The 16,470-nt window shown below is 32.2% G+C and carries 13 protein-coding genes, 1 pseudogene and 1 riboswitch; of the genes and pseudogenes, 6 read left to right on the top strand and 8 right to left on the bottom strand.

What is annotated here, in order from left to right; translation table 11 throughout:
- Positions 1–75 precede the first annotated feature (75 nt).
- The 3 genes from ahpF to HMPREF2930_RS04545 all read right to left on the bottom strand — a co-directional run bounded on the left by ahpF (position 76) and on the right by HMPREF2930_RS04545 (position 3,365).
- Entirely contained in the window at positions 76–1,599 is a 1,524-nt protein-coding gene (gene ahpF / locus HMPREF2930_RS04535; protein ID WP_017175679.1) for an alkyl hydroperoxide reductase subunit F, read from the bottom strand.
- 14 nt (positions 1,600–1,613) lie between these two features.
- Positions 1,614–2,183 (bottom strand): alkyl hydroperoxide reductase subunit C, encoded by a 570-nt coding sequence (gene ahpC, locus HMPREF2930_RS04540; RefSeq protein ID WP_002447989.1) that lies wholly within the window; start codon positions 2,181–2,183, stop codon positions 1,614–1,616.
- 402 nt (positions 2,184–2,585) lie between these two features.
- Positions 2,586–3,365, bottom strand: coding sequence for a 2-keto-4-pentenoate hydratase (locus HMPREF2930_RS04545; protein WP_017175680.1), 780 nt, complete (start codon positions 3,363–3,365; stop codon positions 2,586–2,588).
- A 155-nt stretch (positions 3,366–3,520) separates the two neighbouring features.
- Here HMPREF2930_RS04545 and HMPREF2930_RS04550 point away from each other — a divergent pair, with 155 nt between their 5' ends.
- Positions 3,521–4,276: an NADPH-dependent oxidoreductase gene (locus HMPREF2930_RS04550; RefSeq protein ID WP_017175681.1), complete on the top strand. Its 756-nt coding sequence runs from the start codon at positions 3,521–3,523 to the stop codon at positions 4,274–4,276.
- A gap of 56 nt (positions 4,277–4,332) precedes the next feature.
- Here HMPREF2930_RS04550 and HMPREF2930_RS04555 read toward each other — a convergent pair whose 3' ends face one another.
- The 4 genes and pseudogenes from HMPREF2930_RS04555 to HMPREF2930_RS04570 all read right to left on the bottom strand — a co-directional run bounded on the left by HMPREF2930_RS04555 (position 4,333) and on the right by HMPREF2930_RS04570 (position 7,990).
- A complete protein-coding gene (locus tag HMPREF2930_RS04555; protein ID WP_017175682.1) occupies positions 4,333–5,724 on the bottom strand; it encodes an L-cystine transporter in 1,392 nt (463 codons plus the stop codon).
- Positions 5,725–6,080: 356 nt separating this feature from the next.
- Positions 6,081–6,579 (bottom strand): annotated as a pseudogene (locus HMPREF2930_RS04560) (DNA-binding protein); the annotation flags it as partial.
- Between the two features lie 128 nt (positions 6,580–6,707).
- Positions 6,708–7,367, bottom strand: coding sequence for a hypothetical protein (locus HMPREF2930_RS04565; RefSeq protein WP_037541624.1), 660 nt, complete (start codon positions 7,365–7,367; stop codon positions 6,708–6,710).
- 215 nt (positions 7,368–7,582) lie between these two features.
- Positions 7,583–7,990, bottom strand: coding sequence for a YflT domain-containing protein (locus HMPREF2930_RS04570; protein WP_017175179.1), 408 nt, complete (start codon positions 7,988–7,990; stop codon positions 7,583–7,585).
- A gap of 213 nt (positions 7,991–8,203) precedes the next feature.
- A riboswitch (purine riboswitch) is annotated at positions 8,204–8,306 on the top strand.
- A gap of 207 nt (positions 8,307–8,513) precedes the next feature.
- Between HMPREF2930_RS04570 and xpt the strand changes: the two genes are divergently transcribed.
- From xpt to guaA, 4 genes are all read left to right on the top strand, one after another.
- Positions 8,514–9,095 (top strand): xanthine phosphoribosyltransferase, encoded by a 582-nt coding sequence (gene xpt / locus HMPREF2930_RS04575; RefSeq protein WP_017175180.1) that lies wholly within the window; start codon positions 8,514–8,516, stop codon positions 9,093–9,095.
- Positions 9,092–10,360 (top strand): xanthine permease PbuX, encoded by a 1,269-nt coding sequence (gene pbuX, locus HMPREF2930_RS04580; RefSeq protein WP_017175181.1) that lies wholly within the window; start codon positions 9,092–9,094, stop codon positions 10,358–10,360. The genes xpt and pbuX overlap by 4 nt, the downstream gene beginning before the upstream one ends.
- A gap of 38 nt (positions 10,361–10,398) precedes the next feature.
- Positions 10,399–11,865, top strand: coding sequence for an IMP dehydrogenase (guaB, locus tag HMPREF2930_RS04585; RefSeq protein WP_017175182.1), 1,467 nt, complete (start codon positions 10,399–10,401; stop codon positions 11,863–11,865).
- Between the two features lie 146 nt (positions 11,866–12,011).
- Complete coding sequence (gene guaA, locus HMPREF2930_RS04590; protein ID WP_017175183.1) at positions 12,012–13,553, top strand: glutamine-hydrolyzing GMP synthase; 1,542 nt, start codon at positions 12,012–12,014, stop codon at positions 13,551–13,553.
- Between the two features lie 100 nt (positions 13,554–13,653).
- Here the strand turns inward: guaA and HMPREF2930_RS04595 are convergent, their stop codons facing one another.
- Positions 13,654–14,181: a phosphatase PAP2 family protein gene (locus tag HMPREF2930_RS04595; RefSeq protein WP_228451900.1), complete on the bottom strand. Its 528-nt coding sequence runs from the start codon at positions 14,179–14,181 to the stop codon at positions 13,654–13,656.
- A 788-nt stretch (positions 14,182–14,969) separates the two neighbouring features.
- Between HMPREF2930_RS04595 and HMPREF2930_RS04600 the strand changes: the two genes are divergently transcribed.
- Positions 14,970–16,469: an NADH dehydrogenase subunit 5 gene (locus tag HMPREF2930_RS04600; RefSeq protein ID WP_017175185.1), complete on the top strand. Its 1,500-nt coding sequence runs from the start codon at positions 14,970–14,972 to the stop codon at positions 16,467–16,469.
- Position 16,470 lies beyond the last annotated feature (1 nt).

The following is a 16,470-nucleotide window of genomic DNA, read 5'->3' on the forward strand; positions in this document are numbered from 1 at the left end:
GACTCTGCTTAAAATGAAGATATTTGATAGGTTAAGTTCTAAGTCTTACTTTCATGTAGAAAGTTAAACTGTAAATTAATTTCTAATAATATAATCAAATGCACTCAATGCTGCGTTAGCACCTGAACCCATTGATATAATGATTTGTTTATATTTTTGGTCAGTAACGTCACCAGCAGCAAAAATACCAGGAACGTTTGTGTTATTTTCACGATCCACAACGACTTCTCCACGGTTATTTAACTCTACTGCGTCACCAATCCATTTTGTATTTGGCACAAGGCCAATTTGTACAAAGATACCATCTAAGCTTAATTCTTTCATTTCACCAGATGACATATCTTCATAGCTTAAACCAGTAACATGATCTTCACCTAGAACTTCAGCAGTTCTAGCATTTGTGTGAATATCAACATTAGGGAAAGAACGTAAACGTTCTTGTAACACTGTATCCGCTTTTAGTTCTGGAGCGAATTCAAATAGTGTCACATGTTTAACTATTCCTGCTAAATCGATAGCTGCTTCAACACCAGAGTTACCACCACCGATAACTGCAACGTTTTTATTTTCAAATAAAGGTCCGTCACAGTGAGGGCAGAAAGCAACACCTTTATTGATTAAGCGATCTTCACCAGGAATGTTTAATTTACGCCAGCTTGCACCAGTCGAAATAATAGCAGTTTTACTTTCAAGAACTGCATCATTTTCTAAAGTTACTCGGATAGCTTTATCAGTTTTTTCAATTTTAGTTGCACGAATACCAGTCATAGCATCAATATCATACTCTTCGATATGTGCAGCTAAATTAGAAGAGAATTCTGATCCAGTGGTTTGTTTAACAGTAATAAAGTTTTCAATACCAGCTGTATCGTTAACTTGACCACCAATTCTATCTGCAACAATACCAGTGCGTAAACCTTTACGCGCAGTATAAATTGCAGCACTACCACTTGCTGGCCCACCACCGATGATTAATACATCGTATGGATCTTTATCTTCGTATTCTGAAGCATCTTGTGTACTGCCAAGTTTAGATAAAATATCAGAAATTGTCATACGACCATTACCGAATTCTTCACCATCTAAAAATACAGCAGGGACTGCCATGATATCCTTAGATTCTTCACGGAATACAGCACCATCAATCATTGTATGAGTGATATTTGGATTAATTACACTCATTAAGTTTAATGCTTGAACTACATCTGGACATTTTTGACAAGTTAAACTTACATAAGTTTCAAAATTGTAGTTACCTTCAAGACCTTTAATTTGATCAATGATTGATTGTTTTTCTTTAGGCGCACGACCACTTACTTGTAAAATGGCAAGCACAAGTGAATTAAACTCATGACCTAAAGGAATACCAGCAAATGTGATACCAGTATCTTCTTCAGGTTTACTTACTTGAAAACTTGGTGTGCGTTTTAATTCTTTTTCAACGATTGTAATATAATCTGTCATCTCAGCGATTTCATCTAATAAATCTTTTAATTCTTTAGATTTATCATCAGAGCCGATACTTGCTCTAAATTCTACATCGCCTTCCATAAGTTGTAATAATTGTTGTAATTGTTGTTTTAAATCAGCATTAAGCATACTTAAATGCCTCCTTAAATTTTACCTACTAAGTCTAATCCTGGTTGTAATGATTCAGAACCTTCTTCCCATTTTGCTGGGCAAACTTCACCTGGATGTTGACGTACGTATTGTGCGGCTTTGATTTTATTTACTAATGTACTTGCATCACGGCCAATACCATCTGCATTAATTTCTGCTGCTTGAACTACACCATCAGGGTCAACGATAAATGTACCACGTTGTGCCAAACCTGCTTCTTCATCTAATACATCGAAGTTACGAGTGATGATTTGAGAAGGGTCACCAATCATAGTGTATTGGATTTTGCTGATTGCGTCTGAATGATCGTGCCAAGCTTTGTGTACGAAATGAGTATCAGTTGAAACTGAGAATACATTAACACCTAAATCTTGTAATTGGCTATATTGGTTTTGTAAATCTTCTAATTCAGTTGGACATACGAAAGAGAAGTCAGCTGGATAGAAGCAAACAACGCTCCAAGAACCTTTTAAATCATCTTGGCTTACTTCTTTGAATTCATCATTTTTAGGATCATATGCTTGAGCTGTGAAAGGTAAGATTTCTTTATTAATTAAAGACATAACTTAAATTCCTCCTGATTTATCGAATATTAATTAGAACTACATAATAATTATTGCTTATTTATAATAATTCTAATCTCTTGATTAATATTATTACATGTAGATTTTATTTCGTCAACATAATATACTTAAAAGTAAGAAAAACATTATAAAGCACTGATATAATAAGGTTTATATAAAAAATATTAACTTTTTTAAGATATTGTGAGGTTTATTTTTCCTAATTAAAAAATGTAAATTGTAAATACAAATACATCTTTTCGCTTAAATCTATTCTCAACTAAAGGAAAGTATTTGATAATGGAAATCAAAAATAATAGATGAAAACTCTCTTCAAGTTACGCTATGAAACATATAAATCTGAAGAGAGTATCAAGTATTTTCAATATTATTTTATTAAAATCAGTCTTTGACTTCTACTTTTACGCTTCCTACTTTCTCGTATTCAGCAATATAAATACCTTTTTCTAAATGTAGTGGTGAAATAAATGTACCTGAAGAAATAAATTGACCTTTTTCTAAACGTTTTCCATGTGAATGTAATTTTTTATTTAACCATTTTATAGATTCAATAGGATTTCCTAGTACGTCACTAGAATGTCCTGTTTCAATTTCTTGATCGTTTTTAAATAACTTTAAGTTAATATCAGCAAACGATTTGTAATCAAGAGGTGTTACTCTTTTTCCAACCACAATTAAACCTGTTGCAGTATTATCTGAAATTAAATCTGATAAAGCAAAGTTAGGGAACCAATCTTTATAACGTGCGTCAGGAATTTCAATACCTGGAGCTACTTTTACACTTTCTAAGATGGTTTGAACATCTGCATTCTCTGGTAAATCTGCAGTTAATTCAAAGATAAGTTCAGGTTCAAGTAATGGATCAAATAATGTTGATAATGAGATAGAGTTACCACCTTCGACTACTTGAGTAGATAAAATAGTACCGTACGCAGGCTCATTTGTATTGGCAATGGCTTGAGTGGCGGCACTTGTCATACTTACTTTGTAACCTTTAATTTCTGATTTTTGCTTATTTTTTAATTGATTAATGAGATCATCTTGTGTGTGATAGGCTTCTAACTCATTTAGTTCAAAAGAGGAACTGATAAAATCAATCGGTTTTTTTGATGTAAAAGCTTGATATAAGGCTGTTGAAACTTCTTTGTTAGCGTGAGTCATAGTATCTCTCCTTTGATATCTGAAAATTGTCATTATTATGATAACTTTAATTAGTTTAGCATGCAAATCTTAATTTAAAATAAAGGGCAATTTAGAAGAAAAATAAAATATAAATTGTTAACATATATTCAGTAATTAAAAAAGGAGTGGACTTAATGTCAGATTATGTTTACGAATTAGCTAAAAAACATCATTCAGTTCGAAAATTTAAAGATCAACCTTTAAGTGAAGACGTTGTTAGAAAGTTAGTTGAAGCTGGGCAAAGTGCTTCAACATCTAGTTATTTACAAACGTATTCAATTATTGGAGTAGAAGACCCAGAAATTAAAGCAGAACTCAAAGAAGTATCAGGACAACATTATGTGGTAGATAATGGCTATTTATTCGTATTTGTTTTAGATTATTATCGTCATAGTCTTATTAATGAAGATGTAGAACAACAAATGGAGACGTCATTTGAGTCAGCTGAGGGCTTATTAGTTGGTGCCATTGATGTTGCATTAGTATCAGAAAATATTGCTTTAGCAGCTGAAGATATGGGCTATGGCATTGTATACTTAGGTTCGCTTCGCAATGATGTCGGACGTGTACGTGAGATTTTAGACTTACCTGAATATGCCTTCCCTCTATTTGGTATGGCTATAGGGGAGCCAGCTGAGGATGAAAATGGATCACCAAAACCACGTTTACCTTTTGGACATGTCTTCCATAAAAATGTCTATAATAGTAATAAAGCACAACAAAAAGAAACATTAAACGCTTATGATCAAATGGTTAGTAAATACTATCAAGACCGTACAAATGGTGTGAGAAATGAAACCTGGTCTCAACAAGTTGCTGGATTTTTAAGTGGAAAAGCACGATTGGATATGTTAGAGCAATTAAATAAATCTGGATTAATGAAAAGATAAAATAAAACCGAAAAAAGAGAGGCAGAATTTGTTCGAAATTCTGCCTCTCTTGTTATTTATGATTCTGTGGATAATTCTCCATAATGATTAGAATTAAATTTTTCTTTATCTAAGTTACCTGTTAAATGTGCTGTACCAGTACCTGCTAATATAGAATCATTGACATTTAGAGCAGTACGACCCATATCAATAATTGGTTCGATAGAAATTAATACACCCGCTAATGCAACTGGTAAGTTTAAAGTTGATAATACAAGAATTGAAGCGAAAGTTGCACCGCCACCAACGCCAGCTACACCAAATGAACTAATAACTACAACAGCAATTAGTGTAAGAATGAATGGTATATCTATGTCAACATGAGCAACAGGAGCAACCATAATAGCAAGCATTGCTGGATAAATACCAGCACATCCATTTTGGCCAATAGACAAGCCGAATGAAGCTGAGAAGTTTGCAATACCTTCAGGTACTCCTAAACGTTGCGTTTGAGTTTGCACATTTAAAGGAAGCGCTCCTGCACTTGAACGTGATGTAAATGCAAAAATCAGTACTTCAAGTGTTTTTTTGACATAACGAATAGGGTTGATTCCCATAATCGCTAAAATAATTAAATGAATAACATACATTGTAAGTAAAGCTGCATAAGATGCAATCATGAATTTACCTAATGTCCAAATTGCTGCAAAATCACTTGTAGCAATTGTAGAAGCCATAATTGCGATAATTCCATAAGGAGTTAATCTTAAAACAAAGGTAACAATTGACATGATGAGAGCATAAACAGCATCAATACCACGTTTTAATAAGCTACCATTATCAGGTTGTTTACGTGCAACACGTAAGTATGCAAATCCTACAAAAATGGCAAATATTACTACTGCAATAGTTGAAGTTGTTCTCTGACCAGTAAAATCTAAGAACGGATTGCTTGGTAATAATTCAAGAATTTGTTGTGGTAGTGTATTCGCTGTAAGTTGCTTCGCCTCACTACTAATTTCATTTCCTCGTGCATGTTCTGCACTACCTAAATCGATACTTGAAGCATCAAGGCCAAATACAATGGCATAAAAAATACCTACAACGGCTGCAATAGCGACAGTACCAATTAAAAACATAAAAATATAAGAACCTATCTTAGCAAATTTATCGCCAATTTGTATCTTACTAAATGCTGAAACAATAGAAATAAAAATAAGAGGCATAACAATCATTTGTAATAATGTCACATAGCCATCTCCAACGATGCTAAACCAATCAGTTGTAGTTTCAAGCACTTTAGAATTAACACCATAAATAAGGTGTAAAATAATACCATATACAATTCCTAATCCTAGAGCGGTAAAGACTCGTTTAGGGAATGATACATGTTTTTTAGCCATAATGAATAAGCCGATAATGAAAATCAACATTATGACAATATTAATAATTGAAAATAATGTTCCCATATAATGATTCTCCTTTTATTAGTTAAATCCGACACATTTCATAAGAATAGTATTAAATATATAATAATTCAATACTTTAAATAACATAAATTACTAAATATTTTTACAAATTAATTATAAATAGACACTAAATGAGTATTAAAACAAAAAAACAGGATCGAAATCTTTTTAATTTCAATCCTGTTTTAGTAAATAGCACTATATACAATTGTTACATTAAAGATTAAATAGTCTAGCTAAGAATCCTTTTTTCTCATTTGAAGATGAAACATAAGTTTGATGTTCTTTTAAATTATCAATCGCTTGTTGATTGTTATCATTAATTTCTTTAACTAAGTTATTTTTAGTATAATCAGATTGTTCTTTTTGAGCAGTTTGAATGGCTTGTTGTGATGTTTGGATGGCAGCTAATGACTCATTATTTGCTTTCAATTTTTCAGTAATTTGACTTTGTAATTCTTTAAGTTCATTTTGCTGTTGATGAACTTGAGTAATCATCTGACCTAACATTTGACGTTCTTCACGCATTTTTTGTATTTCCGTACGTAAGTCTTCTACCAATTGTGTGACGCCTTGATCAGCTGGTAACTGTTGTTGGTCTTCTTTAACGATAACTTGTAAAAAATCTTTTTCTTTTTCTAATTCTTCGAAAGCTAAATCATAGCTATTTGTTTGTTTTACCTTTTCTGCAATATCTTGGAAAAGTTCAATATCTTCTTCTTTAAAGTCTGTAGCCTCACGACCACGATATTCAGTCTTACTAAGTTGATATCCTCGTTCTTCTAAATGTTGGACGATTTTGCGGACTTGTTTTTCACTTAGTTTGACACGTTGAGCGAATTCTTTAGTTAACATAATTTGAAGTCCTTTCGTATCTATAGAATATTGTTCATTTACACTGACGTTTGTCTTCGGTTAGTGACACGTCAGTCTAACCTCGCATATTAGTTTAACCTTTTATATCGCGCTTTTCAAGTGTTCTATCAAGGTAAACGTAAATTCATCTTTTCTAAAAGGGGGTATATAATATCTCTAGAAATTCCATTCGCAAATACATATTTGAGAATATAATTAGATTTCACACTAGCAGGATAGATGTCTTTTGTAAGTTCAATGTTAGATTTAATAAATAAGTCAGTACGTATAGGTGTTTCTTCAAACGTATAGTTAGGATGCAAATAATCAATGTCATATTGTTGTTCAAAGTCATTTTCTAATAAGGTATGATGACGTCGTTTAATTAATTGATTATCTAATATACTATTATCAAGTTTCGGGACTTCAATCATTAAAAAGTTAATATCTCTAGCATGTACTTTATTAGATAATATATTTAGGTGAGTTTCAACTTCATTTAAAGTTTGAGATATGATTTCATCATAGTTTGAATCAACTACAGCTAATAAGTGGACTAAAAAGGCTGAATTTGTTGTTGCCTCGTAGTGCGCTGTAGCCAAACTGATTATATTTTCTTTCTCAATACCAACAATCAAAACATAATCATTTTCTGTTTTATTATTCTGTAAGGACCGTTTTGTGATAATGCTGTCTTCAAAAAAATCAACATCTAATTGTTTATTATAAAACTCGACGGCTTTTTGATAATAAGCGTCTTCTAAAGAATGAATAGTGTGAAATTTCATAGCGATCTCCCCGCATCATATTTTTTTAAGTATAGCACATTTGTAAAGTAGCACATCATAATACAAAATATATTAAAAAACTTCTTTCAAAGTTATAAATGATTCACACTTTACTTTGAAAGAAGCATATATTAATTTTTGACTGTTAATTTGTAAGAAATTATATTCATTTAACAATCGACATGAATAAATACAATGAATGGTTAAACTTATTTTTAAGATTTTGGACCCTTAGACTCATTAGCGTAATGAGTGATATCAACTTCTTCATAAGCTGCGTTGTTTTTTTCAACTTCATTATGTGAAGAAGCGTCTTTTCTAGCGATTACTAAAAATTTGCCATCAAGCATATCTTTTTTATATTGTTCTGCTTGGTTATCAGATAGTTTGAAATTATTCAATACAGCTTCTTCACCATCTTCACCGGTTAATAAGCGTGACATGCGATCACTGAATGAACCACTTGTTGCTATAAGTGTTACTTGAGAATTATGTAAATCATCTAAATGTAATTTAGATTTACTGATAACAAATATCTCATTTTCTGAATATCCTTCTGCTTTTTTCTTTTCAATCACATTGTAAATTTGATTTTCATTATCTATAACTGTAATATCTGGCATATTCATCGTCCTCCATCATTTCATGCTACTTTTAAATACTTATACCCTAATGAATAGATATAAAACGTTTCTATATAATTATATAATTAAACATATGTGTTTTACAAATACAGTTTTTTTATATGATATTAAACGCTTACATTTATAAGTAGTGTGATTACAAGGATAAACTCTCCATCAGTTATTGAAAATAAGCTTAAAATTTGCTATTATCATTAAATAATTTATATTGCTCATATAATCTGAAGAATATGGCTTTAGAAGTTTCTACCGTGTTGCCATAAACAACGCGACTATGAGTTCAAGTACAAAGGTAAGGAAGTTAATGAGAAGTTTGAGGATTGGCTAAGATGTCTTATACTATATTATCATTTGTATAATGTAAAGTAGTGTTTATCATCTATAAATCTAAATTATTTACTTCTAAGTTACAAATGAATGTGTATCGTACTTGTTCACTTATAGATCCTGAAACTAGATAAAAGTTTCGGGTTTTTTTATATAAAGTTTAGGAGGTTTTGAAGTGGAAGCGCTCGAACAAAAAGTCAAGGAAGATGGCGTAGTCATTGATGAAAAAATATTAAAAGTTGATGGATTTTTAAATCATCAAATTGATGCCAAATTAATGTATGAAGTGGGTCAAACATTTTATAAACAATTTAAGGATAAAGGGATTACGAAAATTTTAACTATTGAGGCTTCCGGTATTGCTCCTGCAATCATGGCTGCATTACATTTCGATGTGCCATGCTTATTTGCAAAAAAAGCAAAGCCAAGTACTTTAAAAGATGGATTTTACAGTACTGATATCCATTCATTTACTAAAAATAAAACAAGTACAGTGATTGTATCAGAAGAATTTTTAGGGTCTGAAGATAAAGTATTAATTATTGATGATTTCTTAGCAAATGGTGATGCTTCACTTGGATTGTACGACATTGCACAACAAGCTAAAGCAGAAACAGTAGGCATAGGAATTGTTGTAGAAAAAAGTTTCCAAGATGGACGACAAAGATTGGAAGAGGCTGGTTTAACTGTTTCTTCATTATGTAAAGTTGCTTCCTTAACAGGGAATAAAGTGACTTTACTAGGTGAAGATGAATGAAAAATTTAATTTTAAGTGTACAACATTTATTAGCAATGTATGCAGGTGCTATTTTAGTACCTATCATTGTAGGAACAAGTTTAAAATTCTCACCTGAAGAGATTGCTTATTTAATTACAGTAGATATTTTTATGTGTGGAGTAGCTACATTTTTACAAGCAAATAAGATTACTGGTACAGGGCTACCTATTGTTTTAGGATGTACATTTACTGCTGTAGCACCTATGATTTTAATTGGACAGACTAAAGGTTTAGACGTGTTATATGGATCATTGTTCCTATCAGGTATCTTAGTTGTGATCATTGCTCCATTCTTTTCTTATTTAGTTAAATTTTTCCCACCTGTTGTTACAGGTAGTGTAGTTACAATTATCGGAATTAACTTAATGCCCGTTGCTATGAATTATCTTGCTGGTGGTCAAGGCGCTAAAGATTATGGTAACCCTAAAAATCTAATTTTAGGTGGAGTGACACTTATTGTTATCTTACTATTACAACGATTTACAACGGGATTCTTAAAATCTATTGCAATTTTGATTGGTTTAGTTATAGGCACTATATTGGCTAGTATCTTTGGATTAGTTAATATTAGCCAAGTTGGTGACGCACATTGGCTCGGTATTCCACGACCATTCCGTTTCTCAGGATTTGGCTTTGATTTCGGTGCAACATTAGTGTTTACAATTGTAGCAATTGTAAGTCTGATTGAATCAACTGGTGTATATCATGCATTAAGTGAAATCACTGGTCGTAAGCTAGAACGTAAAGATTTTCGTAAAGGTTACACTGCGGAAGGTCTAGCCATCATTTTAGGATCAATCTTTAATTCTTTCCCTTATACAGCTTATTCGCAAAATGTAGGACTTGTTTCACTTTCTGGAGCTAAGAAAAATAAAGTCATATACGGAATGGTAGTCTTACTTTTAATAAGTGGTTGTATACCTAAACTAGGTGCTCTGGCTAATATTATTCCTTTACCTGTATTAGGCGGTGCAATGATTGCTATGTTTGGTATGGTAATGGCTTATGGGGTAAGTATTTTAGGAAATATTGATTTCAAAAATCAAAATAATTTATTAATTATTGCTGTATCAGTCGGACTTGGTACAGGAATTAGTGCTGTACCTCAAGCATTTAAAGCTTTAGGAGAACAGTTCGCTTGGTTAACTCAAAATGGTATTGTTTTAGGAGCAATCTCTGCTATTATTCTTAATTTCTTTTTTAACGGTATAAAGTATAAACAAAACGACGAAAATGTGAAATAATAAGATTAACTATATAAAAAATGGAGGCTGTGTTATAAATGTGGGAAAATAAGTTTGCTAAAGAATCATTAACTTTTGACGATGTTTTGTTAATTCCAGCTGCATCAGACGTATTACCAAATGATGTTGATTTAAGCGTAGAATTATCAGATAAAATTAAATTAAATATTCCAGTTATTTCTGCTGGTATGGATACAGTAACTGAATCTAAAATGGCTATTGCTATGGCACGTCAAGGTGGTTTAGGTGTCATCCATAAAAACATGGGCATTGAAGAGCAAGCTGATGAAGTACAAAAAGTAAAACGTTCAGAAAATGGTGTTATTACGAATCCATTCTTCTTAACACCAGATGAAAGTGTTTATGAAGCAGAAGCATTAATGGGTAAATATCGTATTTCAGGTGTGCCTATTGTAAAAGATGAAGAATCAAGAACACTCGTTGGTATTATTACAAACCGTGACTTACGTTTTATTGAAGATTTCTCAATTAAAATTTCAGATGTGATGACTAAAGAAAATTTAATTACAGCTCCAGTTGGTACAACATTAGATGAAGCAGAAGCAATCCTTCAAAAGCATAAAATTGAAAAATTACCATTAGTAGAAAATGGTCGTTTAGAAGGTCTCATCACAATTAAAGATATAGAAAAAGTACTTGAATTCCCTCATGCAGCGAAAGATGAGCATGGCCGTTTACTTGCAGCAGCAGCTATCGGTACATCTAAAGATACTGAAATTCGTGCACAAAAACTTGTAGAAGCAGGAGTAGATGCGTTAATTATTGATACAGCGCATGGACATTCTAAAGGTGTGATTGAGCAAGTCAAAAAAATGAAAGATAAATATCCTGACCTTACAATTATTGCAGGAAATGTTGCAACTGCTGAAGCGACACGCGCTTTATTTGAAGCAGGTGCAGACGTGGTTAAAGTAGGTATTGGACCAGGATCAATCTGTACAACACGTGTCGTTGCAGGTGTAGGTGTACCACAAATTACTGCAGTATATGACTGTGCTACTGAAGCACGTAAACATGGTAAAGCGATTATTGCTGACGGTGGTATTAAATTCTCTGGTGATATTATTAAAGCATTAGCGGCTGGTGGTCATGCTGTTATGTTAGGTAGCTTATTAGCTGGTACTGAAGAAAGCCCAGGCGCTACTGAAGTCTTCCAAGGTAGACAATATAAAGTATATCGTGGAATGGGTTCTCTTGGAGCCATGGAAAAAGGGTCAAATGATCGTTACTTCCAAGAAGATAAATCTCCTAGAAAATTTGTTCCAGAAGGTATTGAAGGTCGCACAGCTTATAAAGGACCATTACAAGATACCATTTATCAACTTATGGGTGGAGTAAGAGCTGGTATGGGTTATACTGGTTCACCAAACTTAAAAGTATTGCGTGAAGAAGCACAATTCACACGTATGGGCCCTGCAGGTTTAGCGGAAAGTCATCCACATAACATACAAATTACTAAAGAATCACCAAACTATTCATTTTAATGTAAGGTGAGCAAGAAGCGATTAAATTAAGAAAGTACGCTTTTCTATAAATTGTTTATAGAGGTTGAAATTATTTATTGTCTTTATAAATATGAAAAGCGTCTTTCTATTGTTTACATAAATTAATTTAAAGGAGATTTACTATTATGGAAATGGCTAAAGAACAAGAGTTAATTCTTGTCTTAGATTTCGGTAGTCAATATAACCAGTTAATTACACGTCGTATTCGTGAAATGGGCGTTTACAGTGAATTACACGATCATGAAATTTCTATAGATGAAATTAAACGTATGAATCCTAAAGGTATTATTCTTTCAGGAGGTCCAAATTCTGTTTATGAAGAAGGTTCATTTACGATTGATCCTGAAATTTATAATTTAGGTATTCCAGTGTTAGGTATTTGTTACGGTATGCAACTTACAACCAAACTATTAGGCGGTAAAGTTGAACGTGCAAATGAACGTGAATATGGTAAAGCAATTATTAAAGCAAAATCTGATGAGTTATTCTTTGGTTTACCAGAAGAACAAACAGTGTGGATGAGTCATTCAGATAAAGTCATTGAAATTCCTGAAGGTTTTGAAGTTATTGCTGATAGCCCAAGTACAAATTATGCTGCTATCGAAGATAAAAAACGTCGTATTTATGGTGTGCAATTCCACCCAGAAGTACGTCATACAGAATACGGTAATGATTTACTAAGAAATTTTGTCCGTCGTGTATGTAATTGTACAGGTGAATGGACAATGGAAAACTTCATTGAAATTGAAATCGAAAAAATTCGTGAACGTGTAGGCAATCGTAAAGTATTATGTGCCATGAGCGGTGGTGTAGATTCATCAGTTGTTGCAGTATTATTGCATAAGGCCATTGGTGATCAATTAACATGTATTTTTGTAGACCATGGTTTACTTCGTAAAGGCGAAGGCGATATGGTAATGGAACAATTCGGTGAAGGCTTTGATATGAATATTATTCGTGTAAATGCCAAAGAACGTTTTATGGAAAAACTAAAAGGCGTTTCTGATCCAGAAAAAAAACGTAAAATCATTGGTAATGAATTTGTATATGTGTTTGATGATGAAGCGGCTAAATTAACAGATGTTGATTTCTTAGCACAAGGTACACTTTACACAGATGTGATTGAATCAGGTACAAAAACAGCGCAAACAATTAAATCTCATCATAATGTAGGTGGATTACCTGAAGACATGGAATTTGAATTGATTGAACCTATTAATACATTATTTAAAGATGAAGTTCGTGCCTTAGGTATTGAATTAGGTATCCCTGAACATTTAGTATGGAGACAACCATTCCCAGGTCCTGGTTTAGGTATTCGTGTGTTAGGTGAAATTACGGAAGATAAATTAGAAATCGTTCGTGAATCTGATGCGATTTTACGTGAAGTGATTCGAGAAGAAGGTCTTGAAAGAGAGATTTGGCAATACTTCACAGTACTACCAGGTATTCAATCTGTAGGTGTTATGGGTGATTATCGTACGTATGATCATACAGTAGGTATTCGTGCTGTAACATCAATTGATGGTATGACAAGTGATTTTGCACGTATCGATTGGGAAGTATTACAAAAAATTTCTAGTCGTATAGTTAATGAAGTAGACCATGTAAACCGTGTCGTCTATGACATTACTTCTAAGCCACCAAGCACTATAGAATGGGAGTAGCCCATTAAAAAAAGCGAGCATTTTCGTGAGAAATGCTCGCTTTTTTTTATTAAATTCAATAATTTGGACGTTTATGCTAATTTCTTTTTGATTGAAATGATTATCGTCTTTGTTGTAATGATGTTCTATGGTGTACTTTTTGAAGAATATATTGATACACCATCAATGATATGAATAACCATGAAAAACTAAAAAATATGCCGCCAACTACGTCAGTGAGATAGTGAGCATGGAAGTATAATCTTGAAAATAAAATACCTAACCATACTACAATTAACACCGTATTTATTATGCGTTTTACCCAGATAGTTCCTAATTTAGGGATAAGTACAAAAATAAGAGCAAAAATAACAATCGTACTTGTTAAAGCATGTCCGCTTGGGAATGAAAATCCTGCATCAATTGTTAAGTGATCATAAGGTCTTGAATGATGAATGATGTCTTTTAACGCAATACCTATGATACCTGCTGAAGCTACTGTTGTCGGTAACCATATTGCTAATAAGAAGCGTCGCTTAATTAAAACAATAGTTGCGATGATAAGGGTCAGGGTAATAAAGGTTGCAATATCACCGTATGATGCTAGAAACGTCATAAAGTCATTGAACCAATTACCTTTGAAATTCATTTTTGGTTCGCCAAATGTGTTTAAGAACCAATAGAATGATTGTAAATCTAATATATGTGTCCATAACGACTTAGTAAAAACCGAAAAAATAGTTATTAAAAAAATGAGACTACTTATTATAAATGAAATGGTTAATGTATATTGTTTATTTTGCATCAGTACTATACCTTTCTTTATTTTAATCTAGTTTAACTTGTTAAAGCGCTAAAGTTATCGATACAAAGAATGATTTAATATTAAAATAAATTTAAAGACAAAAAAGCTAAGGTAATCACAAAAATATGATAGTCATCCTTCATTATTCAAAAAAAGCAAATAAAATATTAAAAAACTTTACAAAAAAATTAAGCGTTTTCACAGAATTGTTACATGAATATTGAACAAAATATGTTATTTTATAAGTAATGAAGTAAATTCATTTTATCCGTGAGAGTTTGGGACATACTTTATCGTCTCAAACTCTTTTTATATATTAGAAATTTGACTTTTAGTTGATATTTTCATATATTGTATTTAATATGCATTAAATTATACATAGGTTTATATCAAGCAATGAGGCAAAAAGTATCATTTACTTTATTGTTTAATTGAAGGGTAAAACTAATGTACTTAAATCTAAATTATAGGTTGCTTAAAGAGCATTAATAAATATATTGAATGAGCATAAAAGAAGCCTACAATAGATAGTCGTCCTTTTTAATAGGATAAAACTAAACTATTGTAGGTGTTTTATTATATTATAAGCAATAGTTATATATAGGTTACAGTTTAAAAGTGGAGGAATGATAATGTTAAGTATGAGTAGTTTACTTATATTATTTTTTATAACGCTTATTATGGCAGCGTTAAGTGGGTTGATTGTTTTAATCCCCTCAGTTCCAGTTAAATACATAAGATTTCACTTAGCTTTACTTCTATTGCCAGTTATTGTAGGTATTGTAGGGTTAGTGACTATAAATGAAAGAGAAGTTATTGGCATATTTGCCTTAGATAAACTTGCTTGGTTAGTAGGTGCTTTTGTTTTAGCGTTAGGTTTTATTATTCAAAAGTTTTCAACGCGTTATTTATTAGGAGATCACAATTATCGTAAGTATTTTCCTTTATATACATTTATAACTGTTTTTGCTTCACTAGGATGGTTAAGCAATGACTTACGTTTAATGACTTTATGCTGGGGATTAACGTTATTTTGTTTAACGCAACTAATTAGATTGAATAAAACTTGGAAAGTTCCAGCGGAGGCAGCAAAAGTTTCTGCACGTTCCTTTATTATTGGATGGTTAGCGCTATTAATTGCGGTTATTTTGCTATACATAGGAACAGGAGAATGGACAATCGATCCTTCTCAAAATTATGACTATGCTCTAAATCATGGTCTAAAATTAGTTATTGATTTATTGCTTGTTGTTGCTGTTATTATTCCAGCTGCGCAATATCCATTTCAGAGTTGGTTAATTGAATCAGTTGTTGCGCCTACACCTGTATCAGCTATTATGCATGCCGGTATAGTTAATGCGGGGGGCATTATTTTAACGCGTTTTTCACCGATATTTGATAATTCTATTGCTCTTACAATATTATTAATTATTTCTAGTATTTCAGTATTGATTGGTTCGGGCATTAGTTTAGTACATGTTGATTATAAACGACAACTTGTTGGATCAACGATGAGTCAAATGGGTTTTATGCTCGTTCAATGTGCAATGGGTGTTTATTCAGCTGCGATTATCCATTTAATATTGCATGGTATATTTAAAGCTACATTATTCTTACAATCAGGCTCAGTTGTCAGACGATTTAATATACCAACTCCACCTAATATTAAGAAATCATATGGATGGATAATACTTGGAAGAGCTCTTGCATTGATTATTGCAATTGTATTTTTTATGACAAGTAACCATAGCCCATATATTTTGATTAGTGCATTTATCTTAGCTTGGTCTATCTCTGTATCATGGAATCAACTTGTAGCATTAAATAAAGGAGTAATGGGACGCTTTATAGGTATTACAATGATTGTAGTTGTTGCAATGGTTTATATTATGACTCATCAAGTATTTGTTAATATACTCCATCATGTATATATGGCTCCTGCCCATCCACCGTTAATTAGTATTATCATTAGTATTGCAATTTTAGTGCTAGGTAGTATTTTTAGTATTTGGGTCGCTCGCCATCGTACATCTACAGCCTTTGCTAAAGTTTACTTATGGTTAATTAAAATTGGAGAAGCTAAATTTAAATCTGTAGAAAGCCATCCAAATTATTTAAAGAAATATTTATAAG

Origin of the sequence: Staphylococcus sp. HMSC068C09, from assembly GCF_001813735.1 — a bacterium.
GTDB classification, from domain to species: domain Bacteria; phylum Bacillota; class Bacilli; order Staphylococcales; family Staphylococcaceae; genus Staphylococcus; species Staphylococcus hominis.

What these genes read in the sequence shown, in the direction of transcription:
- HMPREF2930_RS04545 (WP_017175680.1), bottom strand. Translation starts at nt 3,365, where the DNA reads ATGACTCACGCTAACAAAGAAGTTTCAACAGCCTTATATCAAGCTTTT.
- HMPREF2930_RS04595 (WP_228451900.1), bottom strand. Translation starts at nt 14,181, where the DNA reads ATGAATTTCAAAGGTAATTGGTTCAATGACTTTATGACGTTTCTAGCA.
- pbuX (WP_017175181.1), top strand. Translation starts at nt 9,092, where the DNA reads ATGAAAAATTTAATTTTAAGTGTACAACATTTATTAGCAATGTATGCA.
- HMPREF2930_RS04565 (WP_037541624.1), bottom strand. Translation starts at nt 7,367, where the DNA reads ATGAAATTTCACACTATTCATTCTTTAGAAGACGCTTATTATCAAAAA.
- ahpC (WP_002447989.1), bottom strand. Translation starts at nt 2,183, where the DNA reads ATGTCTTTAATTAATAAAGAAATCTTACCTTTCACAGCTCAAGCATAT.
- guaB (WP_017175182.1), top strand. Translation starts at nt 10,399, where the DNA reads ATGTGGGAAAATAAGTTTGCTAAAGAATCATTAACTTTTGACGATGTT.
- guaA (WP_017175183.1), top strand. Translation starts at nt 12,012, where the DNA reads ATGGAAATGGCTAAAGAACAAGAGTTAATTCTTGTCTTAGATTTCGGT.
- HMPREF2930_RS04550 (WP_017175681.1), top strand. Translation starts at nt 3,521, where the DNA reads ATGTCAGATTATGTTTACGAATTAGCTAAAAAACATCATTCAGTTCGA.
- HMPREF2930_RS04555 (WP_017175682.1), bottom strand. Translation starts at nt 5,724, where the DNA reads ATGGGAACATTATTTTCAATTATTAATATTGTCATAATGTTGATTTTC.
- HMPREF2930_RS04600 (WP_017175185.1), top strand. Translation starts at nt 14,970, where the DNA reads ATGTTAAGTATGAGTAGTTTACTTATATTATTTTTTATAACGCTTATT.
- ahpF (WP_017175679.1), bottom strand. Translation starts at nt 1,599, where the DNA reads ATGCTTAATGCTGATTTAAAACAACAATTACAACAATTATTACAACTT.
- HMPREF2930_RS04570 (WP_017175179.1), bottom strand. Translation starts at nt 7,990, where the DNA reads ATGCCAGATATTACAGTTATAGATAATGAAAATCAAATTTACAATGTG.